Source organism: Streptomyces sp. NPDC037410 (assembly GCF_055602235.1).
The window spans coordinates 304,503-324,232 of the sequence record NZ_JBVJWR010000008.1 but is presented as its reverse complement, the minus strand read 5'-3'; the positions used below and the strand labels follow the sequence as shown (position 1 = coordinate 324,232).

18 protein-coding genes and 1 tRNA gene are annotated in these 19,730 nt (G+C 70.8%); 8 read left to right on the top strand and 11 right to left on the bottom strand.

Annotated features, from left to right (window positions below):
* Positions 1 to 214: 214 nt before the first annotated feature.
* Entirely contained in the window at positions 215 to 1,603 is a 1,389-nt protein-coding gene (locus ACZ7HT_RS16460) for a cystathionine beta-synthase (protein ID WP_471165637.1), read from the bottom strand.
* Positions 1,604 to 1,706: 103 nt separating this feature from the next.
* Between ACZ7HT_RS16460 and ACZ7HT_RS16455 the strand changes: the two genes are divergently transcribed.
* From ACZ7HT_RS16455 to ACZ7HT_RS16445, 3 genes are all read left to right on the top strand, one after another.
* The gene (locus ACZ7HT_RS16455) at positions 1,707 to 2,708 is read left to right on the top strand and encodes an SGNH/GDSL hydrolase family protein (protein ID WP_471165635.1); all 1,002 of its coding nucleotides are present in this window, start codon (positions 1,707 to 1,709) and stop codon (positions 2,706 to 2,708) included.
* Between the two features lie 130 nt (positions 2,709 to 2,838).
* On the top strand, positions 2,839 to 4,059 hold the full coding sequence (locus ACZ7HT_RS16450; RefSeq protein WP_471165633.1) for an acetyl-CoA C-acetyltransferase: 1,221 nt from the start codon (positions 2,839 to 2,841) through the stop codon (positions 4,057 to 4,059).
* 257 nt (positions 4,060 to 4,316) lie between these two features.
* The gene (locus tag ACZ7HT_RS16445; protein WP_471165631.1) at positions 4,317 to 5,150 is read left to right on the top strand and encodes a hypothetical protein; all 834 of its coding nucleotides are present in this window, start codon (positions 4,317 to 4,319) and stop codon (positions 5,148 to 5,150) included.
* A 7-nt stretch (positions 5,151 to 5,157) separates the two neighbouring features.
* Here the strand turns inward: ACZ7HT_RS16445 and ACZ7HT_RS16440 are convergent, their stop codons facing one another.
* A complete protein-coding gene (locus tag ACZ7HT_RS16440; protein WP_471165629.1) occupies positions 5,158 to 5,487 on the bottom strand; it encodes a hypothetical protein in 330 nt (109 codons plus the stop codon).
* Positions 5,488 to 5,599: 112 nt separating this feature from the next.
* Here ACZ7HT_RS16440 and ACZ7HT_RS16435 point away from each other — a divergent pair, with 112 nt between their 5' ends.
* Positions 5,600 to 5,830: a DUF4287 domain-containing protein gene (locus tag ACZ7HT_RS16435; protein ID WP_116160620.1), complete on the top strand. Its 231-nt coding sequence runs from the start codon at positions 5,600 to 5,602 to the stop codon at positions 5,828 to 5,830.
* 25 nt (positions 5,831 to 5,855) lie between these two features.
* Here the strand turns inward: ACZ7HT_RS16435 and ACZ7HT_RS16430 are convergent, their stop codons facing one another.
* The gene (locus ACZ7HT_RS16430) at positions 5,856 to 6,728 is read right to left on the bottom strand and encodes an alpha/beta fold hydrolase (RefSeq protein ID WP_471165626.1); all 873 of its coding nucleotides are present in this window, start codon (positions 6,726 to 6,728) and stop codon (positions 5,856 to 5,858) included.
* Between the two features lie 103 nt (positions 6,729 to 6,831).
* On the opposite strand from ACZ7HT_RS16430, the gene ACZ7HT_RS16425 reads away from it, so the two are divergent.
* Positions 6,832 to 7,392, top strand: coding sequence for a TetR/AcrR family transcriptional regulator (locus tag ACZ7HT_RS16425; protein WP_471165624.1), 561 nt, complete (start codon positions 6,832 to 6,834; stop codon positions 7,390 to 7,392).
* A gap of 88 nt (positions 7,393 to 7,480) precedes the next feature.
* On the opposite strand, the gene ACZ7HT_RS16420 is transcribed toward ACZ7HT_RS16425, so the two are convergent.
* Positions 7,481 to 8,365 carry a Bax inhibitor-1/YccA family protein gene (locus tag ACZ7HT_RS16420; RefSeq protein ID WP_471165621.1) on the bottom strand — a complete coding sequence of 295 codons (885 nt, stop codon included), beginning with the start codon at positions 8,363 to 8,365 and terminating at the stop codon, positions 7,481 to 7,483.
* A 183-nt stretch (positions 8,366 to 8,548) separates the two neighbouring features.
* Between ACZ7HT_RS16420 and ACZ7HT_RS16415 the strand changes: the two genes are divergently transcribed.
* Positions 8,549 to 9,163 (top strand): hypothetical protein, encoded by a 615-nt coding sequence (locus ACZ7HT_RS16415; RefSeq protein WP_471165619.1) that lies wholly within the window; start codon positions 8,549 to 8,551, stop codon positions 9,161 to 9,163.
* 7 nt (positions 9,164 to 9,170) lie between these two features.
* Here the strand turns inward: ACZ7HT_RS16415 and ACZ7HT_RS16410 are convergent.
* A tRNA-Leu gene (locus tag ACZ7HT_RS16410) sits at positions 9,171 to 9,254 on the bottom strand.
* A gap of 379 nt (positions 9,255 to 9,633) precedes the next feature.
* Between ACZ7HT_RS16410 and ACZ7HT_RS16405 the strand changes: the two genes are divergently transcribed.
* Together ACZ7HT_RS16405 and ACZ7HT_RS16400 are read left to right on the top strand one after the other, a co-directional pair.
* On the top strand, positions 9,634 to 10,404 hold the full coding sequence (locus tag ACZ7HT_RS16405; RefSeq protein WP_471165617.1) for an ABC transporter ATP-binding protein: 771 nt from the start codon (positions 9,634 to 9,636) through the stop codon (positions 10,402 to 10,404).
* Positions 10,405 to 10,457: 53 nt separating this feature from the next.
* Positions 10,458 to 12,989: an ABC transporter permease gene (locus ACZ7HT_RS16400; protein WP_471165615.1), complete on the top strand. Its 2,532-nt coding sequence runs from the start codon at positions 10,458 to 10,460 to the stop codon at positions 12,987 to 12,989.
* A 56-nt stretch (positions 12,990 to 13,045) separates the two neighbouring features.
* On the opposite strand, the gene ACZ7HT_RS16395 is transcribed toward ACZ7HT_RS16400, so the two are convergent.
* From ACZ7HT_RS16395 to eno, 6 genes are all read right to left on the bottom strand, one after another.
* Positions 13,046 to 14,338, bottom strand: coding sequence for a class I SAM-dependent methyltransferase (locus tag ACZ7HT_RS16395; protein ID WP_471165612.1), 1,293 nt, complete (start codon positions 14,336 to 14,338; stop codon positions 13,046 to 13,048).
* Positions 14,339 to 14,532: 194 nt separating this feature from the next.
* Complete coding sequence (locus ACZ7HT_RS16390) at positions 14,533 to 15,909, bottom strand: NAD(P)/FAD-dependent oxidoreductase (protein ID WP_471165610.1); 1,377 nt, start codon at positions 15,907 to 15,909, stop codon at positions 14,533 to 14,535.
* A 370-nt stretch (positions 15,910 to 16,279) separates the two neighbouring features.
* Positions 16,280 to 17,194 (bottom strand): Ppx/GppA phosphatase family protein, encoded by a 915-nt coding sequence (locus tag ACZ7HT_RS16385; protein WP_471165607.1) that lies wholly within the window; start codon positions 17,192 to 17,194, stop codon positions 16,280 to 16,282.
* Positions 17,191 to 17,730 (bottom strand): DUF501 domain-containing protein, encoded by a 540-nt coding sequence (locus ACZ7HT_RS16380; protein ID WP_471165604.1) that lies wholly within the window; start codon positions 17,728 to 17,730, stop codon positions 17,191 to 17,193. Before ACZ7HT_RS16380 ends, ACZ7HT_RS16385 begins: the two co-directional genes overlap by 4 nt.
* 18 nt (positions 17,731 to 17,748) lie before the next feature.
* Positions 17,749 to 18,219: an FtsB family cell division protein gene (locus tag ACZ7HT_RS16375; RefSeq protein ID WP_471165601.1), complete on the bottom strand. Its 471-nt coding sequence runs from the start codon at positions 18,217 to 18,219 to the stop codon at positions 17,749 to 17,751.
* Between the two features lie 87 nt (positions 18,220 to 18,306).
* Positions 18,307 to 19,593, bottom strand: coding sequence for a phosphopyruvate hydratase (gene eno / locus ACZ7HT_RS16370; protein WP_471165598.1), 1,287 nt, complete (start codon positions 19,591 to 19,593; stop codon positions 18,307 to 18,309).
* Positions 19,594 to 19,730 lie beyond the last annotated feature (137 nt).

Sequence of the window (19,730 nt, the reverse complement as noted above, 5' to 3'; positions counted from 1 at the left end):
CCGCACCCCCGTCACCGGGGGGCGGGACGACGGCGGTCCCCGCGAGGGACACGGGCCCGGGTCAGGGCCGGTCTCCGCGTCCGCGACGTCTCAGGAGCCCGGGAGCCGCTCCGGAAGTCCGTGACGTCGACAGGCACCAATGTGCCGGATGCTTGTTAAGCGGGTGCTGCGGGTACGTGTCGCCCTCGTACCGTTTGCGCGAACTGCTCCGGCGCTACTTCGTGCCGCCGTTGGCCAGGAAGGCCAGCAGGTCCTGACGGCTCACGACACCGGTCGGCTTGCCCTCGACCAGGACGATCGCCGCGTCGGCGGCGTCGCCGAGGACGGTCATCAGGTCGGCGACCGGCTCGCCGGAGCCGACCTGCGGCAGCGGCGCGCTCATGTGACTCTCCAGCTTGTCCTCCAGGGAGGCCTTCTTGGTGAAGAGGGCGTCGAGCAGCTCGCGCTCGACGACCGAGCCGACGACCTCGGCGGCCATGACGTCGGGGTGGCCGGCGCCGGGCTTCACGATGGGCATCTGGGAGACGCCGTACTCGCGCAGCACCTCGATGGCCTGGCCGACGGTCTCGTCCGGGTGCATGTGGACGAGCGAGGGCATGACGCCCTCCTTGTGGCGAAGGACGTCGGCGACGGTGGCGGTGGAGGTGTCCTCCAGGAAGCCGTGCCCGGCCATCCACTCGTCGCTGAAGATCTTCGACATGTAGCCGCGGCCGGAGTCCGGCAGCAGGACGACGACGACGTCGTCGGGGCCGAGGTCCTTGGCGACCTCCAGGGCCGCGACGACCGCCATGCCGCAGGAGCCGCCGACGAGGAGGCCCTCCTCCTTGGCGAGGCGGCGGGTCATCTGGAAGGAGTCCTTGTCGGACACCTCGACGATCCGGTCGGCGACGCTCCGGTCGTACGCGGTGGGCCAGAAGTCCTCGCCGACGCCCTCGACCAGGTACGGACGGCCGGAACCGCCCGAGTAGACCGAGCCCTCCGGGTCCGCGCCGACGACCTTCACCTTCCCGTCGCTGACCTCCTTGAGGTAGTTGCCGGTGCCGGAGATGGTGCCGCCGGTGCCGACGCCCGCGACGAAGTGGGTGATCTTCCCGTCCGTCTGCTCCCAGAGCTCGGGACCGGTCGTCTCGTAGTGGGAGCGCGGGTTGTTCGGGTTCGAGTACTGGTCGGGCTTCCAGGCGCCCGGCGTCTCGCGGACCAGCCGGTCCGAGACGTTGTAGTACGAGTCGGGGTGCTCGGGGTCGACGGCCGTGGGGCAGACCACGACCTCCGCGCCGTACGCCCGCAGCACGTTGATCTTGTCGAGCGACACCTTGTCCGGGCAGACGAAGATGCACTTGTAGCCCTTCTGCTGGGCCACGATCGCCAGGCCGACGCCGGTGTTGCCGGACGTGGGCTCGACGATGGTGCCGCCGGGCTTGAGCTCACCGCTCTGCTCGGCCGCCTCGATCATGCGCAGGGCGATCCGGTCCTTGACCGAGCCGCCGGGGTTGAAGTACTCGACCTTTGCCAGAACGGTCGCCTGAATGCCCGCTGTGACGTTGTTGAGCTTCACCAGCGGGGTGTTGCCGACGAGGCTGATCATCGAGTCGTGGAATTGCACCGTAATCTCCGGGGTCTCCGTAATGGTGTGGCCAGCGTATGCGTAGTCGGGACGGCTTACGGGGCAGTTAGACCCTGACGGCTTGAAGGAGGTGACGGCCCCCATGTCGAGGGCGAGGGTGGCGCGGCGGATCGCGGCGGGTGCGGCGTACGGCGGCGGGAGCATCGGGCTGATCGGTGTGGCGGCGGTGGGAGTCCTCCTGGCCGAGGCACAGCTGGCCAAGCGCACGGTCTACGGGGCGCCGGCACCGCTGCCGCCGGTGGCGGACGGCCTGTACGGCCGCGCCTTCGGCACGGAGGACCCGCTGAGGCTGGCCCTTCTGGGTGATTCCACGGCGGCGGGCCAGGGGGTCCGCCGCACGGGTCAGACACCGGGCGCGCTGCTCGCCTCCGGGCTCGCGGCGGTCGCGGAGCGGCCGGTGGTCCTGCGGAACGTGGCGCTCTCCGGGGCACGCTCGGACGACCTGGAGCGCCAGGTCTCGCTGCTGCTCGCGCAGCCGCTCGGACCGCCGGACGTGTGCGTGATCATGATCGGCGCGAACGACGTGACGCACCGGCTGCCGGCGACGGAATCGGTACGGCTGCTCGCCTCGGCCGTGCGGCGGCTGCGGACGGCGGGCGCGGAGGTGGTGGTCGGCACCTGCCCTGACCTGGGCACGATCGAGCCCGTCTACCAGCCGCTGCGCTGGCTGGCCCGGCGGGCCTCGCGGCAGCTGGCGGCGGCGCAGACGATCGTGGTGGTGGAGCAGGGGGGCCGGACGGTGTCCCTGGGCGACCTCCTGGGGCCCGAGTTCGCGGCGAACCCGCGCGAGATGTTCGGGATCGACAGCTTCCACCCCTCGGCGGAGGGGTACGCGACGGCGGCGATGGCCATCCTGCCGACGCTGTGCGCCGCACTGGGCGTCTGGCCGGAAACGGACCGCCTGGAGCCGGCGCGGCACGAGAACATGCTGCCGGTGGCGAAGGCGGCGGCGGAGGCCGCGCGCGAGGCGGGCACGGAGGTCACGGGCGCCCGCGCCCCCTGGGCCCTCCTGAAACACCGCCGCCGTCGCCGCCTCCCCACGGCGGAGACCCCGACCCCGGCCCCGGAGGACGCCCAGACCTAGCCGCGGGACGCCCCGCTGAGCGTACGCTTAGAAAAGAGGTCCGCGTCACACCGTCCAGGCGGTGACCCGGGCAGTACGTACGGGTAACTTCCCTTTCTGTCCGCCCACTCCGCACCCTCATGGAGCCGTGATGCCCGAAGCCGTGATCGTCTCGACCGCCCGCTCGCCCATCGGCCGGGCCTTCAAGGGCTCCCTGAAGGACCTGCGTCCGGACGACCTCACCGCGAGGATCATCCAGGCCGCGCTCGCCAAGGTCCCGGAGCTGGACCCGCGGGACATCGACGACCTGATGCTCGGCTGCGGCCTCCCCGGCGGCGAGCAGGGCAACAACCTGGGCCGGATCGTCGCCGTGCAGATGGGCATGGACCACCTGCCGGGCTGCACGATCACCCGCTACTGCTCCTCCTCGCTGCAGACCTCCCGCATGGCCATGCACGCGATCAAGGCCGGCGAGGGCGACGTCTTCATCTCGGCCGGTGTCGAGATGGTGTCCCGCTTCGTGAAGGGCAACTCGGACTCGCTGCCGGACACGCACAACCCGCTCTTCGCCGACGCCGAGGCCCGTACCGCCGCCGTCGCCGCCTCCGAGGGCTCCACCTGGCACGACCCGCGCGAGGACGGCCTCGTCCCCGACGCGTACATCGCGATGGGCCAGACCGCGGAGAACCTGGCCCGCTGGAAGGGCATCAGCCGCCAGGAGATGGACGAGTTCGGCGTCCGCTCGCAGAACCTCGCCGAGCAGGCCATCAAGAACGGCTTCTGGGAGCGCGAGATCACCCCGGTGACGCTCCCCGACGGCACCGTCGTCTCCGCCGACGACGGCCCGCGCGCCGGCGTCACCCTGGAGGGCGTCTCCGGCCTCAAGCCGGTCTTCCGCCCCGACGGCCTCGTCACCGCCGCCAACTGCTGCCCGCTCAACGACGGCGCCGCCGCGCTCGTGATCATGTCCGACACCAAGGCCCGTGAGCTCGGCCTGACCCCGCTGGCCCGGATCGTCTCCACCGGCGTCTCCGGCCTCTCCCCGGAGATCATGGGCCTCGGCCCGGTCGAGGCCTCGAAGCAGGCCCTCCAGCGCGCCGGCCTGACCACGAGCGACATCGACCTGGTCGAGATCAACGAGGCCTTCGCCGCGCAGGTCATCCCGTCCTACCAGGACCTGGGCTTCGACCTGGACAAGGTGAACGTCAACGGCGGCGCCATCGCCGTCGGCCACCCCTTCGGCATGACCGGCGCCCGCATCACCGGCACGCTGATCAACAGCCTCCAGTTCCACGACAAGCAGTTCGGTCTGGAGACCATGTGCGTCGGCGGCGGCCAGGGCATGGCCATGGTCATCGAGCGCCTCAGCTGACCGCCTCGGCCAAGCGCCTCGGCTAAGCAGCGGCCGGGCGCGTCAACCGCACCGCGTCCGAGCCGTGACCGAATCTCCCCCAGGATGTGACCTACATCCCGGGGGAGTTCGTTTTCCCAGGTCAGAGCCGTTTCGGGACTAAACACCTGGCAGAAATACCTGTCCAATTCGTGACGTAATGCACTGACAGCGGGCACCACCCCGGGACAAGCTGATGTAGGAAGTCGGGGGATCGACTCGGAATCGGGAGTACGTCAGTGAGCGCCATGTCTCTTGCCCTGCTGCTGACCACGGCCGCTGCCACGGCCGTGGGCGCTGCTGCCCTGCACGCCGTCCACGGTCTCCGCAAGGAGGTCACCGCCCTGCGGGGCGAGCTGGCCGCCGGTCACGGCGGGACGGTTCCGGCGGCCCGCACCTCGCCCGCCTCGGAGATACGGGCCGCGGTCGCCGAGGCGCTCGCCGAGGAGCGGGAGCGCGAGCTCGCCGAGGCACGTGCCTTCTGGGCCGCGCAGGAGGCCCGTGACGCGGCCGACGCCCCGTCGCTGCTCGGCGGCCTGGGCGGCCCGGCGGACGAGGGCGCCTTCTTCGTGCCGCGCCAGGCCGACTTCGTGGGCCTGGAGGCGATGGCCCTGGAGGCGATGGAGGCGGAGGCCGCGGCCCTTGACGGCCCGGACACGCTCGACGCCTTCGACGAGTACCCCGAGGACTCGGCGGAGCTGGCCGCGGCCCGCCGCCGGCACCCCTCGCACCCGGACTTCGTGCCGGTGCAGACGCCCGTGGTCACCGACCACGAGCGGACGATGGCCCGCCTGGAGGAGCTCGCGGACACCCGTACCGAGCTCACGGACGTGCGCCCGGGCCCGCTCGGCACCCTCGACGTGTACGTCTTCGCGGACGGCACCACGCTCTGCATGACCCCCGGCCACCGCGAGACCGCGGAGCGCCTCGCCGAGGCCCTGCGCGGGGGCCGCACCCCGGTGCTGCTCGGCGGCTCGGGCGTCTCGGGCGCCTTCGCCCTGACCTTCTCGTACGGCGACACGGACGAGGAGAACGTCTACATCCTCGCGGACCGCGTGATCGCCTCCCTGTAGCGGCGGATCAGAGCCCCGAGCGCTCCGCCGCCTCCCGTACCAGCCTCACGGCCTCGTCCAGCTCCTCCTCACGGGAGCCGGCCGGGGCCGTTCGCAGGATCTCGGCCAAATCGTTCCCGGCGACCGTGAGCTGGTCGCCCACCGTGAACAGACCCGTCTCCGGCATGGTCCTCGGCTCCCGCTCCGGGTCCTCGGCGCGCTGGGCGCGCGCCGCCAACTCCCTGGCGAGGGCCAGTCCTTCGGCCGCCGCGCCCTGCCGGAGACGGCTCTGCGGGGCGGCCCGCAGCCGGTCGGCGAACCGCTCGACGGCGGCGGTCAGTTCACTCGTATCGCGCACTCCGCGACCCTACGCGCCTGCCCGGCCCCCTTGCCAACGGGCGAAGGCTTCGGCACGGTGACGGGAAGGAGTACGAGGAGCAACACACGGTACGAAGCGTCCGGAGGCGCCGATGTCCCACACCTTCTCCGAAGAGACCCACCGCAATCTGCTGGCCCGGATCCCGCGCCGCACCGGTCGTGAGATCGCCGACTGGATGCGCACCGTCGAGGAGGGACCCTCCCTCCTCCGCTTCGAGGAGCGCGTCAGCTGGCTCCGCGGGGCGCACGAGCTGACGTACGGCCACGCGAAGGCGATCCTCCACGAGTACGACCTGCGGCGGGCGGCGCGCAGACTGCTCTGAGCACCGCCCCCGCGCCCGCCCCCGGTCACTTCACGTGGCGGCCGAGGAAGTCGCGGACGAGTGCGGCGATCTCCTCGCCGTGCGTCTCCAGGGCGAAGTGTCCGGCGTCCAGGAGGTGGATCTCGGCGTCGGGCAGGTCCCGGGCGAAGGCCTCCGCACCGGCCGGCCCGAAGATCTCGTCGCCGCGCCCCCAGGCCGCGAGCAGCGGCGGCCGGTGGGTGCGGAAGTACTCCTGGAAGGCCGGGTAGCCGTCCAGGTTGAACTGGTAGTCCCAGAAGAGCTGGAGCTGGATCTCCTTGTTGCCGGGCCGGTCGAGACCGGCCTGGTCCAGGGTCCAGGTCTCGGGGGCGATCCGGTCGAGCCGGTCGGCGGGCACGCCGTGGGTGTACTGCCAGCGGGTGGCCTCGGCGGTCAGCAGCTCCCGTACGGCCGGCTCGTTCGCCGCCCGGTCCCGGGCGTGGGCGAAGAGCACGTCCCAGAAGGGTGTGAAGCCCTCCAGGTAGGCGTTGCCGCTCTGGCTGACGATCGCGGTGACGCGCTCGGGGTGCCGGGAGGCGATCCGCAGGCCGATCGGCGCGCCGTAGTCCTGGATGTAGAGCGCGAACCGCTCGACGCCCAGCCGGTCGAGGAGTCCGAGGGTGATCTCGGTGAGCTTCTCGAAGCTGTACGCGAAGTCCTCGACGGCCGGTGCGGCGGAGGCGCCGAAGCCGATGTGGTCGGGGGCGATCAGGTGGTAGGCGTCGGCGAGCTCGGCGATGAGCCCCCGGTACATGTGCGAGCTGGACGGGAAACCGTGCAGCAGCACGAGGGTGGGGTTCGCCGGGTCGCCGGCCTCCCGGTAGAAGACGTCGAGCCCGTCGACGGTGACGGTGCGGGCGCGCAGGGCGAATGCGGACATGGCTGACTCCCGGTTCCGGTTCTCCGGTGGAGAGAACGAGCGTTCTCCCGATACCTTGTACAGTACGAGAACGATGGTTCTCCACGCAAGGGGTGATCGGACGATGGACGCGGAAACCGCCGGGCTGAAACTGCTCGACACCGCGGAGCGGCTCTTCGACGAGCGGGGGGTGCAGGCCGTCGGCATGGACGCCATCCGCACCGCGTCGGGGGTCTCGCTGAAGCGGCTCTACCAGGTCTTCCCGTCCAAGGAGCTGCTCGTCGAGGCCGTCCTGCGGCGCCGCGACGAGGCCGTGCGCTCGGCCCTCACCGGCCATGGCGAGCGGGTCGCCGACGGGCCGTACGAGCGGGCGCTCGCGGTCTTCGACTGGCTGGCCGGCTGGTTCGCGGAGCCCGGGTTCCGCGGCTGCGCGTTCATCAACACCTTCGGGGAGCTCGGCGGGGTCACCCCGTCGGTCGCCGCGATCGCCCGCGACCACAAGGCGGCCCTGCGGGCGTACTTCGCCGAGCAGACGGACACCCTCGGCGCCCCGCCCGTCCTCGCCGACCAGCTGGCCCTGCTCGCCAACGGCGCCATGGCCGTCGCGGGCATCACCGGCTCCCCCGAACCGGCCGCCCAGGCGAAGGCGGCGGCGAAGGTCCTGCTGGACGCGGCCCGCTCCTGAGCACGCGGACACGGCCCGCTCCTGAGCACGCAGAAGGGCCCGCCCGGCGCGAAGCCGGACGGGCCCTTCCCCCGAGTCAGGGGATGCGTCAGTCGTCGCCCTGCAGGATCGACAGCAGACGCAGCATCTCCAGGTAGATCCACACCAGGGTCATGGTGAGACCGAAGGCGGCCAGCCAGGCCTCCTCGCGCGGAGCGCCGTAGGTGATGCCGTCCTCGACCTGCTTGAAGTCGAGGGCGAGGAACAGGGCACCGAGGACGACACCGACGATGCCGAAGACGATGCCGAGGCCGCCGCTGCGGAAGCCGAGGCCGTCACCGCCGCCGAAGACCGAGAACAGCAGGTTGACGGCCATCAGCAGCACGAAGCCCATCGCGGCCGCCATCACGAAGCCGTAGAAGCGGCGCGTGACGCGGATCCAGCCCATCTTGTAGGCGATGAGGACGGCGGCGAAGACCGACATCGTGCCCAGGACCGCCTGGATGACCACGCCGTCGCCGATGTACGTCGAGACGGCGGCGGAGATCACGCCGAGGAAGACGCCCTCGAAGGCGGCGTAGGCCAGGATCAGCGCGGGCGACGGCTTGCGCTTGAAGGACTGCACCAGCGACAGGACCATGGCGACCAGGCCGGCGCCGATGGCGATGCCGTAGGACTTGCCGAGGTTCGCCGGGTCGACCGGCAGCAGCAGCCAGGACAGGACGGCGGTGAGCACGACCGTGCCGAGCGTCATGGCCGTACGGCTCACGACGTCGTCGATCGTCATCACGTTGCCGCGGACCTGCTGCGGGGCGCCGAGCTGGACGTCCTGCGGGGCGTACGGGTTGGTGGCGTACGGGTTCGTCGCACCCTGGGCGTACGGGTTGGCTCCGACGGCGGGGCCCCCGGCCTGCGGCTGCTGCGCGTTGAAGCCCGCGTAGCCGGCGTCGCGGCTGAACCCCCGTCGCGAGAAGACCGGGTTGCTGCTCCTCATCTCACTCCTCCATGGCAAGACCGCACGGCGCGGTCTTGCGTCAAGAGTAATGGGTAGGCAAAAGAAACTCCCTAGTGCTCGGGGAGGATCTTTTCCCGTAAGTTTTCGATCTTCGCCGGTGCCGGAGGGGCCCCGTCGCCCAGGCTCGCTCCTGTCAGCGACACCCCTCACACAGGAGAACCGATGACCACCGAGCCGAACGAGACCTGGGACCTGCGCGGCGGCACCGCCTGGGTCCTCACCGCCCGCGACGGCATCCGGCGTCCCCTCCTCCTGGTCGGCGACCCCGGCACGAAGGTCGCCGACCTGGCCGCGGCCGCGGACCACTCCTCGTACTCACTGCTCACGGACGCGCGGAACCGCGGCTACGACCTGATCCTGATCGGGCTGGACGCCGACGCCTCGATGACCGGCGCCGGCGGGATCGTCCAGCGGGCGGTCCAGCGGACCGCCGAGGAGCGCCTCGGCCCCGCGCCCCTGGCCGTCGGCGGCACCGCCGGGGGCGCCCTCGCCGCCCGCTACGCGCTGGCGGGCATGGAGTACCAGATGATCGACCACCAGACGGGGCTCTCCTTCTCGCACAACGGCGAGGCGCCCGGTTTGGAGGACGAGGCCGAGCTGAGCCGCATGGGCGGGCGGCCGCAGCGGCTCCGCTTCCTGCGGCTCGTCGACGAAGGGCTCACCGACGGCCTCGACGAGGAGACCGCCGACGAGACGCTCACCCTCGCGGCGGCCTCGCCCGGCCCGCTCCTCTCCGAGGCGTACGGCTCCTGGCTCCTCGACCGCCTGCCGCAGTGAGTCACCGTGGTGCCCGGAACCGGACTCGAACCGGTACGGCCAAAGGCCAGCGAGGTTTAAGCTCGCCGTGTCTGCGTTCCACCATCCGGGCGTCTCCGCGAAGCTCCGCGTTGGCACATGAGCCTATCGGGACGTTTTCCCCCGATCAGCGGAACGTCGGCCCGATGTTGTCTTATTTTATTGACGTCTGAGGGTGCGTCAGTGCAGGTGGGGGGCCTTTCGCCAAACTGTGACGGGGGTCGCAGGCGCAAAGCCGCACCCCCTGGAATGACGAAAAGTCATCGCACTTCTGTCACGTCGGTGGGACGGCGCCTCTCAGGGGCGCCGTCATACCTCAGGAGGACCCGGCGGCCTCCCGGTCAGACTCCAGGCGGCCCCAGGAACGGGCACGTGGGCGGACGACCGGGGCCATAACGCCCGACACGATGGAGGGGTTCCCGAATCGCCGTCGCAGTGACAGGAGTCCTCCCGTGACCACCACCCCCACCGTGTCCCGCGCCACCGCGGTGGCCGCCCGCGCCACGGATCTCTCGAAGGTCTACGGACAGGGCGAGACCCAGGTGGTCGCCCTCGACCATGTCACCGTCGACTTCCGCCAGGGCGAGTTCACCGCGATCATGGGCCCCTCCGGCTCCGGCAAGTCGACGCTCATGCACTGCGTCGCCGGCCTGGACTCCTTCTCCTCCGGCTCGGTCCGCATCGGCGAGACCGAGCTCTCCAGCCTGAAGGACAAGCAGCTCACCCAGCTGCGCCGGGACAAGATCGGCTTCATCTTCCAGGCCTTCAACCTGCTGCCGACGCTGACCGCCCTGGAGAACATCACGCTCCCGATGGACATCGCCGGCCGCAAGGCCGACAAGCAGTGGGTCCAGCAGGTCATCGACATGCTCGGCCTCTCCGGCCGGCTCAGCCACCGCCCCTCCGAGCTCTCCGGCGGCCAGCAGCAGCGCGTGGCCGTGGCCCGCGCCCTCGCCTCCCGCCCCGAGATCATCTTCGGCGACGAGCCGACCGGAAACCTGGACTCCCGCTCGGGCGCCGAGGTCCTCGGCTTCCTGCGCAACTCGGTACGCGAGCTGGGCCAGACCGTCGTCATGGTCACCCACGACGCGGTCGCCGCCTCCTACGCGGACCGCGTGATCTTCCTCGCGGACGGCCGGATCGTCGACGAGATGCTGCGCCCGACGGCGGACGGCGTCCTCGACCGCATGAAGGCCTTCGACGCCAAGGGCCGTACGAGCTGACGCGGCTCCGCGCCGCTCCCGTCCGCCGCCCCCTCGAACTCCAGGACCCACCCATGTTCCGTACCGCCCTGCGCAACGTCCTCGCGCACAAGGCGAGACTGCTGATGACCGTCCTCGCCGTGATGCTCGGCGTGGCCTTCGTCTCCGGCACCCTCGTCTTCACCGACACCCTCTCCAACGCCTTCCGCAGCCAGTCGGCCAAGAGCTACGACGACGTGGCCGTCGCCGTCGACATGTACCCGAACCCCGAAGAGGCCCGGAAGGCCCCCGGTCTCTCCCAGCAGGACGTCGACAAGGTCGCGAAGCTCGACGGGGTCACCTCCGTCGCAGCCCGCGTCGACGGCTTCGCCGGCGTGCCCGACAAGAACGGCAAGCTGATCGGCAGCGGCTGGTCGAACAAGGGCACCAACTTCGCCCCCGGCAAGGACGGCAAGGACCGCGCGTACACCTTCACTTCGGGTACGGGCCCGGCCGAGGCCGACCAGGTCGCGCTCGACAAGGACACCGCCGACAAGGGCGGCTACAAGGTCGGCGACCCCGTCCGCGTCGCCACCAACGGCCCGGTGAAGGAGTACACCCTCTCCGGCGTCTTCACCACCGAGGACGGCGCCGTCAACGCCGGCGGCAGCCTCGTCGTCTTCGACACCGCCGTCGCCCAGAAGCTCTACCTGAAGCCCGGCTACTTCCGGAGCATGACCGTCACCGCCGCCCCCGGCGCGGACGACGCCAAGCTCCTCGACGAGGTCCTCAAGGTCGTCCCGAAGGCGGCCACCGCCCAGACCGGGCAGGCCCTCGCCGACCAGCAGGCCAAGGACATCGAGTCCGGCCTCGGCGCCCTCAACCAGGTCCTCCTGGGCTTCGCCGGCATCGCGCTCTTCGTCGGCGTCTTCCTGATCTCCAACACCTTCACCATGCTGGTCGCCCAGCGCACCAAGGAACTGGCCCTGATGCGCGCGGTCGGCGCCTCGCGCAAGCAGATCACCCGCTCCGTCCTCGCCGAGGCCGGTCTCGTCGGCGTGGTCGCCTCCGCCGTCGGCTACGTCCTCGGCATCGGCCTGGCCGTGGGCCTGCGCTCGGCCATGAGCGCCTTCGACATGAAGGTCCCGGCCGGCGACCTGGTCCTCGGCGCCACCCCGGCCCTCGCCGCCTTCGGCGTCGGCGTCCTGATCACCATGCTCGCCGCCTGGCTGCCCGGCCGCCGCGCCGCGAAGATCCCGCCGGTCGCCGCGATGAGCAGCGTCCACGCCACCCAGAGCACCAAGTCGCTCGTCGTGCGGAACTCGATCGGCGCCGTGCTCACCGCGCTCGGTGTCGTCCTGATCGTGCTCGGCGCCGGCCAGGGCGGCGACGACGGCCGCATGCTCATCGCGGGCGGCGCGTTCCTCACCCTCATCGGCGTCATCGTGCTGATCCCGATGCTGTCCCGGCCCGTGATCGCCCTGATCCGACCGCTGTTCGTCGGCGTCTTCGGGGTCTCCGGCAAGCTCGCCGGCCTGAACGCGGTCCGCAACCCGCGCCGCACCGGCGCCACCGCCTCCGCGCTCGCCATCGGCCTGACCCTCGTCACCGGTCTCTCGGTGCTCGGCGCCACGGTCGGCTCGGCCATCGACAAGGCGACCACCGACCAGATCAAGGCCGACTACATGGTCACCATGGCCAGCGGCACCGGCCTGAGCCAGGAGGCGCTGACCGCCCTGGAGAAGGCCCCTGGCGTCACCGCGGTCTCCCCGCAGCAGGCGGGCGCCTTCGAGCTCAAGGGCTCGTACGCCTCGGTCTCCGGTGTCACCCCCGGCGCCATCCAGAAGGTCCTCAAGCTGGAGGTCGTCCAGGGCTCGCTGTCCTCCCTCGGCGGGAACACGATCGCCGTCGACGACAAGACCGCCGCGAAGCGCCACCTGAAGGTCGGCGACACCGTCCCGGTCGAGTTCATGGACAAGCAGAAGGCCAAGCTGACCGTCGGCGCGCTCTACGAGGCCAACGAGTTCGTCTCGCCGGTCCTGGCCGACACCAAGCTGGTCACCGCGCACGAGGAGCAGGCGGAGATCCGCCAGATCTTCCTCTCGACGGACGGCGGCGCGAGCACGACCGCCGAGCGGACCCTGTCGAAGGCCATGGGCGACAACCCGGCGATCACGGTCATGGACCACAAGGAGATCCGTGACACTTTCGGCGGCCCGATCAACATCCTCCTGAACATCGTCTACGGTCTGCTCGGCATGGCCCTGATCATCGCCGTCCTCGGTGTCGTCAACACCCTCGCGATGTCCGTCTTCGAGCGCCAGCAGGAGATCGGCATGCTGCGGGCGATCGGTCTCGACCGGCGCCGGGTGAAGCGGATGGTCCGTCTGGAGGCCGTGGTCATCTCGGTGTTCGGCGCGGTCGTCGGCATCGGCCTCGGCACCTTCCTCGGCTGGGCGATCGGCGAGACCTTCAAGAGCAGCCTGCCGGGCTACGCCCTCGTCCTGCCCTGGGAGCGCATCGGGCTCTTCGTGGTCCTGGCCGGCCTGGTCGGCGTCCTCGCCTCCCTGTGGCCGGCCCGCAGCGCCGCCAGGCTGAACATGCTCAGCGCCATCAAGGCCGAGTAGCCCGACCCGTACGGAGAAGAGGGCCGGCCCCCGCGTGGGGGCCGGCCCTCGGTCGTTCACTCCTGCCAGACGCGCGGCCTCAGCGCCGTGCCGCTCTTCCCCGACACCGGGGTCTTCACGGCGAGGAACTGGTTCACGCCGATCCGGTTGCGCTCGAAGGAGACCGCCGAGGCCGCCATGTAGAGCCGCCAGATCCGGGCCCGGCCGGGCGAGGTGAGCCGGACCGCCCGGTCCCAGTCCGCCTCCAGGTTGGCCACCCAGCGGCGCAGCGTGAGCGCGTAGTGCTCGCGGATCGCCTCCACGTCCCGGACCTCGAAGCCGGCGTCCTCCAGGGTCGTCAGGGTGCGGCCCATGGGGGCGAGTTCGCCGTCGGGGAAGACGTACGCGTCGATGAACACGTCGACCTCGTAGGCCTCCTCGTCGGGCTCGGGGCGCCGGGAGATCTGGTGGTTCAGGAGCCGCCCGCCGGGCTTGAGGAGGGCGTACAGGTCGTCGGCGTACTCCCGGTACTTCGCGTCGCCGACGTGCTCCGCCATGCCGATCGAGGAGATCGCGTCGTACGGGCCGTCCGAGACGTCCCGGTAGTCCTGGACGCGGATCTCGATCAGGTCGGTGAGGCCCTCGTCGGCGATCCGCTTGCGGGCGTAGGCGGCCTGTTCGCGGGAGAGGGTGATGCCGACGACCCTGGCGCCGTACTCGCGGGCCGCGTGGATGGCCATCGACCCCCAGCCGCAGCCCACGTCGAGGAGCCGGTCGCCCTCCGTGAGGTTCAGCTTGCGGGCGATGAGGTCCAGCTTGTCGCGCTGGGCGTCCTCAAGGGTGCCGTCCTCCGTCCAGTACGCGCACGAGTAGACCATCGACGGGCCGAGGACGAGCTCGTAGAAGTCGTTGCCCACGTCGTAGTGGTGGCTGATCGCCTGCTTGTCGCGGCGCCTGCTGTGCCGGCTGCCGTGGCGGCCGCGCATCTCCTCGGCCGGGGGCTGCGGCGGCGGCAGCGGCCCGGCGATCCGCAGCAGGGCGCGGGCGGCGGCGCGGAGCTTGGGGTCGCGTACGGAGTCGAGCAGGGTCCTGGTCTCCTCGCCGCGCTCCCACAGGAGGCCCGAGAGGCGGTCCAGGAGCTCGTAGAGGTCTCCCTCGACGTCGATCTCACCGGCCACCCAGGCGCGGGACAGGCCCAGTTCGCCGGGCTTCCAGATCAGTCTCCGCAGCGCCCGGCGGTCGCGGACGATCAGGACGGGGCCGCCGGCGGGGCCGGCTTCGCTGCCGTCCCAGGCTCGCAGACGGACCGGGAGCGGTCCTCCGAGGAGTTCCTCGGCGAGGGTCGTCAGCCGCGACGCGGCGTCGGCCATGGTGCACACCTCCGTGATCTTCTTGCCCCAGAAATGTTCGTCACCAAGGGAACACCGTCCGTAGGCGTTTGCAGTCCCGGCCCGCGCAACAAGTCGGCAAAACACGCGAAGGGCCGTCCGCACCACGGATGGCGGACGGCCCTTTTACGGCCTTGCGTGTACTGCTCTTGTCCTGCTGGTACTGCGGGTGGTGCTCAGGCCTTGGCCTTCTCCTGCGCCGGGGCGGCCGGCGCCGGGGCGGGCTTGGCCGCCTCGTAGAACTCCTCGCGCGGCGTCTCCATGGCGCCGAGCGACACGACCTCGCGCTTGAGGAACATGCCGAGGGTCCAGTCGGCGAAGACGCGGATCTTGCGGTTGAAGGTCGGCATCGCCATGCCGTGGTAGCCACGGTGCATGTACCAGGCGAGACGGCCCTTGAGCTTGATCTTCACCTTGCCCATGACGATCATCGCGACGCCCTTGTGCAGGCCGAGGCCGGCCACCGCGCCCTTGTTGGCGTGGCTGTACTCCTTCTGCGGGAAGCCGCGCATGCCGGCCACCACGTTGTCGCCGAGGACCTTGGCCTGGCGCAGGGCGTGCTGGGCGTTCGGCGGGCACCAGGCGTTCGGGTTGCCCGCGCGACGGCCGACCATGTCCGGGACCTGGGCGTTGTCGCCCGCGGCCCACACGTAGTCCATGCCGTTGACCTGGAGCTTCTCGTTGCAGTCCACGTGGCCGCGGGGGCCGAGCGGCAGACCGAAGCGGGCGAGCGCCGGGTTCGGCTTCACACCGGCGGTCCACACGATCGTGTTGGAGTCGACCTCGAGGCCGTTCTTCAGCACGACGTGACCGTCGACGCAGGAGTCCATGGAGGTCTCGAGGTAGATCTCGATCCCGCGGGACTCCAGGTGCTCCTTGCCGTACTGGCCGAGCTTCGGGCCGACCTCGGGAAGGATCTTGTCCGCGGCGTCGACCAGGACGAAGCGCATGTCCTCGCGCGACACGTTCTGGTAGTACTTCGCGGCGTCGCGGGCCATGTCCTCGACCTCGCCGATCGTCTCGGCGCCGGCGAAGCCACCGCCGACGAAGACGAAGGTCAGCGCCCTGCGGCGGACCTCCTCGTCGGTGGTCGAGTCGGCCTTGTCGAGCTGCTCGAGGACGTGGTTGCGCAGGCCGATGGCCTCCTCGATGCCCTTCATGCCGATGCCCTGCTCGGCGAGGCCGGGGATCGGGAAGGTGCGCGAGACCGCGCCCATCGAGATGACCAGGTAGTCGAACGGCAGCTCGTACGCCTCGCCGACGAGCGGCGCGATCGTGGCGACCTTGCGGTCCTGGTCGATGGTGGTGACCCGGCCGGTGAGCACCTCGGCTCCGCGGACGACGCGTCGCAGCGGGACGACGACGTGACGCGGCGAGATGCTGCCGGCGGCGGCTTCGGGGAGGAAGGGCTGGTAGGTCATGTACGACCGCGGGTCGACGACCGTGACGGTCGCTTCCGCGTAGCGCATCTTCTTGAGGATGCGCCGAGCTGCGTACAGGCCTACGTACCCGCCGCCTACTACGAGGATCCTGGGACGCTCCGTGGTGCTCATGGGATCGAGTATCCACCCCTCCTGAGGGGGGTGCTCGTGCGCCCCTTCACAAGCTTCGGGGGTACCTCTGCTACACTCCGCCGCCCACGTGATCCATGTCATGGCGCTGCAAAGGAACCGGGGTGCACTGGTGAACGTTGTTCACCCCTACTGAACTGGCCTGGAGAGCCCTTGTTAACGCCGAAGCGGAGCCCCGCTTCACACGATGGAAACATCGAGCGAATCGGCCTCCGCACCTGCGAAAGGGCCCTGAGACACCCCTCGGAGGGCCTAATGACCTTCCTCGGGCGCCATCAGGGCCCTTTTCCTTGTGAAGAACTTCACGAACTTCTATCGACAGGCCGTCGCCGGAGGGCTCGATAGCCGCCCGCTATGCCACGGATAGAGCGATCCCATCGAGAATGTCGTGCTCGCTGACGACGACCTCGCGGGCTCCGACGCGCTCCACGATCTCCCTGACGACGAGCGCCCCGGCGATGATCACGTCGACCCGCCCGGGGTGGATGACGGGGATCGCGGCCCGCTCGGCGTGGGTGGAGGCGAGCAGCCGGTCGGTCACCTCGGCGACCTGGGCGGCGGAGATCCGGGAGTGGTGGACCTTCTCGGAGTCGTACTCCGGGAGCCCGAGGGCGATCGCGGCGACCGTGGTGACGGAGCCGGCGAGCCCGACGAGGGTCTCGGCCGAGTCGATCGGCACGGTCTCGGCGGCCAGGTCGAGCGCGGTACGGATGTCGGCGCGGATCGCGGCGACCTCCTCGGCGGTCGGCGGGTCGTGGCGGATGTGCCGCTCGGTGAGCCGGACGCAGCCGATGTCGACGGAGCGGGCGGCCTCCACGTGCTTGTTGCCGACCACGAACTCGGTGGAGCCGCCGCCGATGTCGACGACCAGGCGCCGGTCGTCCCCGTGCAGCTCGCCGGTGGCGCCGGTGAAGGAGAACTCGGCCTCCTGGTCGCCGGTGATGACCTCGGGCTCGACGCCCAGGATCTCCACGACCCCGTTCACGAAGTCCTGGCGGTTCTCGGCGTCGCGGGAGGCGGAGGTGGCGACGAAGCGGAGCCGCTCGGCGCCCAGCTCCTTGATGACCTCGGCGTACGCGCGGCAGGCCGCGAAGGTCCGCTCCAGGGCCTCGGGCGCGAGCCGCCCGGTCTTGTCGACGCCCTGCCCGAGCCGGACGATCGTCATCCGCCGGTCCAGCTCGATCAGGTCACCCGTCTCGGGGTGGACGTCGGCGACGAGGAGGCGGATGGAGTTCGTACCGCAGTCGATTCCGGCGACCCGGGTCACTTCGCGTCCTCTTCCTTCTCCGCGCACGGGTTCACGCAGGGGCCCTTCGCCCACCACTCCGGCAGCATCGCGAGCGCCTCGTCGCCGAACGGGTTCACGCCCGGTCCGGCGGCCAGCGAGTGGCCGACGAGGACGTGCAGGCACTTGACCCGGTCCGGCATGCCGCCGGCGCTCGGGAAGCCCTCAAGGACCTCGATGGCGTCACGGCGGGCGATGTAGTCCTCGTGCGCGGCCCGGTAGGCGGCGGCGAGCTCCGGGTCGGTGGCGAGCCGGGCCTGCATCTCCTTCATGACCCCGTTGGCCTCCAGGGTGCCGATGGCCGAGGCCGCCCGGGGGCAGGTCAGGTAGTACGTCGTCGGGAACGGCGTGCCGTCGGGCAGCCGGGGCGCGGTCTCGACGACGTCCGGGTTGCCGCACGGGCAGCGGTGCGCGATGGCGCGCAGGCCACGGGGCGGGCGGCCGAGCTGGAGCTCGAAGGCGGCGATGTCCGTGTCGGTGGGCTCGGTGCGTTCGGTCTGCGGAGGGGGCGTTTCCATCTCGGATCCTGGAGTTGTTCAGTGGCGGTCGGCGTTGTCCACGCCGTCCCACAGGTTGTCGTACCAGGGGCGGTCCGCCGCGCCCTGGTCGGCGCGGGGCCGTTGCTCCGCGTCGGGGTCGTTCACGGTGAAGCCGGTCTCGCCGGGGAGCAGGTAGTGCAGGTGCTCGCGGGCGAGGCGGCGGACGTAGGCCGGGTCCTGGAGGCGGGCCTTCTCGTCCTTCAGTTCCTCGACCCGGCGGGCGGCCTCGGCGGCCCTGCGCTCCTGCTCGGCGATCTCGCCCTGCTGGGAGACGTAGCTCCGCATCGGGTAGGCGAGCGCCACGACGAGGGAGCAGACCACGAGGGCGAGGAAGGCCGCGCGGCCGGTGAGCCGGGAGCGGCGGGCCTGGCGGCGGGTCTGGGAGCGATAGACACGGGCGGCGGTCTGCTCGCCGAGCAGCCTGATCCGGGTCGCGGTCGAGAACCGGTCCCGGTTCTTCGCGGCCATGTCGTGTCGCCTCCCCTGTTCACGCGTACGTCCCCGCACACGGTACGGGACCGAGTACGGGGACGGACGGAAGCTGCTCTACGGGGTTCAGCCCCTGAAGCGCGGGAAGGCGCTGCGGCCGGCGTAGACGGCGGCGTCGTCGAGGATCTCCTCGATGCGCAGCAGCTGGTTGTACTTGGCGACGCGGTCCGAGCGGGCCGGGGCGCCGGTCTTGATCTGACCGCAGTTCACCGCGACGGCGAGGTCGGCGATGGTGACGTCCTCGGTCTCGCCGGAGCGGTGGGACATCATGCACTTGAAGCCGTTGCGCTGGGCGAGCTCGACGGCGTCGAGGGTCTCGGTCAGCGAGCCGATCTGGTTGACCTTGACCAGGAGGGCGTTGGCGGTGCCCTCCTCGATGCCGCGGGCCAGGCGCTCCGGGTTGGTGACGAAGAGGTCGTCGCCGACGATCTGGACCTTGGAGCCCAGCTTGTCGGTGAGGATCTTCCAGCCGTCCCAGTCGTCCTCGAACAGCGGGTCCTCGATGGAGACCATCGGGTACGCGGAGACGAGCTCCTCGTAGTACTCGGTCATCTCGGCGGCCGAGCGGGACTTGCCCTCGAACTCGTACGCGCCGTCCTTGTAGAACTCGGACGCGGCGACGTCGAGCGCGAGCGCGACGTCGGAGCCCGGGGTGTAGCCGGCCTCCTTGATGGCCTCGACGATGAGGTCGAGGGCGGCGCGGTTCGACTCCAGGTTCGGGGCGAAGCCGCCCTCGTCGCCGAGGCCGGTGGAGAGGCCCTTGCGCTTCAGGACGGCCTTGAGGGTGTGGTAGATCTCCGCACCCCAGCGGAGGGCCTCGGAGAAGGACTCCGCGCCGATCGGGGCGATCATGAACTCCTGGATGTCCACGTTGGAGTCGGCGTGCGACCCACCGTTGAGGATGTTCATCATCGGAACGGGCAGCAGGTGCGCGTTCGGGCCGCCGAGGTAGCGGAAGAGCGGGAGGTCGCTGGCCTCGGAGGCGGCGTGCGCGACGGCGAGGGAGACGCCGAGGATGGCGTTGGCGCCGAGCGAGCCCTTGTTCTCGGTCGCGTCCAGGTCGAACATGGCCTGGTCGATCAGGCGCTGCTCGGTGGCGTCGTAGCCGACGAGCTCCGGGCCGATCTGCTCGATGACGGCGAGGACGGCCTTCTCGACACCCTTGCCCTGGTAGCGGTTGGGGTCACCGTCGCGGAGCTCGATGGCCTCGAAGGCACCGGTGGAGGCGCCGGACGGAACAGCAGCACGGCCGGTGCTGCCGTCGTCGAGGCCGACCTCGACCTCGACCGTGGGGTTGCCTCGGGAGTCCAGGATTTCCCGGGCTACGACGACGTCGATGGACGGCACGAGCATCTCCTTTTTGGGATGTGACGCTGGATGTGACGCATGGCCGGTGCAGGGTCACCCGGCCTTGCGACAAGAGCCTAACCGGCGCGGGGGCTCCCGCCCGCCGGGCGCCCGCCCCCTGGGACGAAAAAGGACCCAAGGGC

Bases quoted from the DNA above. Each gene is read 5' to 3' on its own strand.
- ACZ7HT_RS16375 (WP_471165601.1), bottom strand. From the start codon at position 18,219: ATGGCCGCGAAGAACCGGGACCGGTTCTCGACCGCGACCCGGATCAGG.
- ACZ7HT_RS16425 (WP_471165624.1), top strand. From the start codon at position 6,832: ATGGACGCGGAAACCGCCGGGCTGAAACTGCTCGACACCGCGGAGCGG.
- eno (WP_471165598.1), bottom strand. From the start codon at position 19,593: ATGCTCGTGCCGTCCATCGACGTCGTCGTAGCCCGGGAAATCCTGGAC.
- ACZ7HT_RS16455 (WP_471165635.1), top strand. From the start codon at position 1,707: ATGTCGAGGGCGAGGGTGGCGCGGCGGATCGCGGCGGGTGCGGCGTAC.
- ACZ7HT_RS16380 (WP_471165604.1), bottom strand. From the start codon at position 17,730: ATGGAAACGCCCCCTCCGCAGACCGAACGCACCGAGCCCACCGACACG.
- ACZ7HT_RS16420 (WP_471165621.1), bottom strand. From the start codon at position 8,365: ATGAGGAGCAGCAACCCGGTCTTCTCGCGACGGGGGTTCAGCCGCGAC.
- ACZ7HT_RS16415 (WP_471165619.1), top strand. From the start codon at position 8,549: ATGACCACCGAGCCGAACGAGACCTGGGACCTGCGCGGCGGCACCGCC.
- ACZ7HT_RS16435 (WP_116160620.1), top strand. From the start codon at position 5,600: ATGTCCCACACCTTCTCCGAAGAGACCCACCGCAATCTGCTGGCCCGG.
- ACZ7HT_RS16390 (WP_471165610.1), bottom strand. From the start codon at position 15,909: ATGAGCACCACGGAGCGTCCCAGGATCCTCGTAGTAGGCGGCGGGTAC.
- ACZ7HT_RS16450 (WP_471165633.1), top strand. From the start codon at position 2,839: ATGCCCGAAGCCGTGATCGTCTCGACCGCCCGCTCGCCCATCGGCCGG.
- ACZ7HT_RS16395 (WP_471165612.1), bottom strand. From the start codon at position 14,338: ATGGCCGACGCCGCGTCGCGGCTGACGACCCTCGCCGAGGAACTCCTC.
- ACZ7HT_RS16400 (WP_471165615.1), top strand. From the start codon at position 10,458: ATGTTCCGTACCGCCCTGCGCAACGTCCTCGCGCACAAGGCGAGACTG.
- ACZ7HT_RS16430 (WP_471165626.1), bottom strand. From the start codon at position 6,728: ATGTCCGCATTCGCCCTGCGCGCCCGCACCGTCACCGTCGACGGGCTC.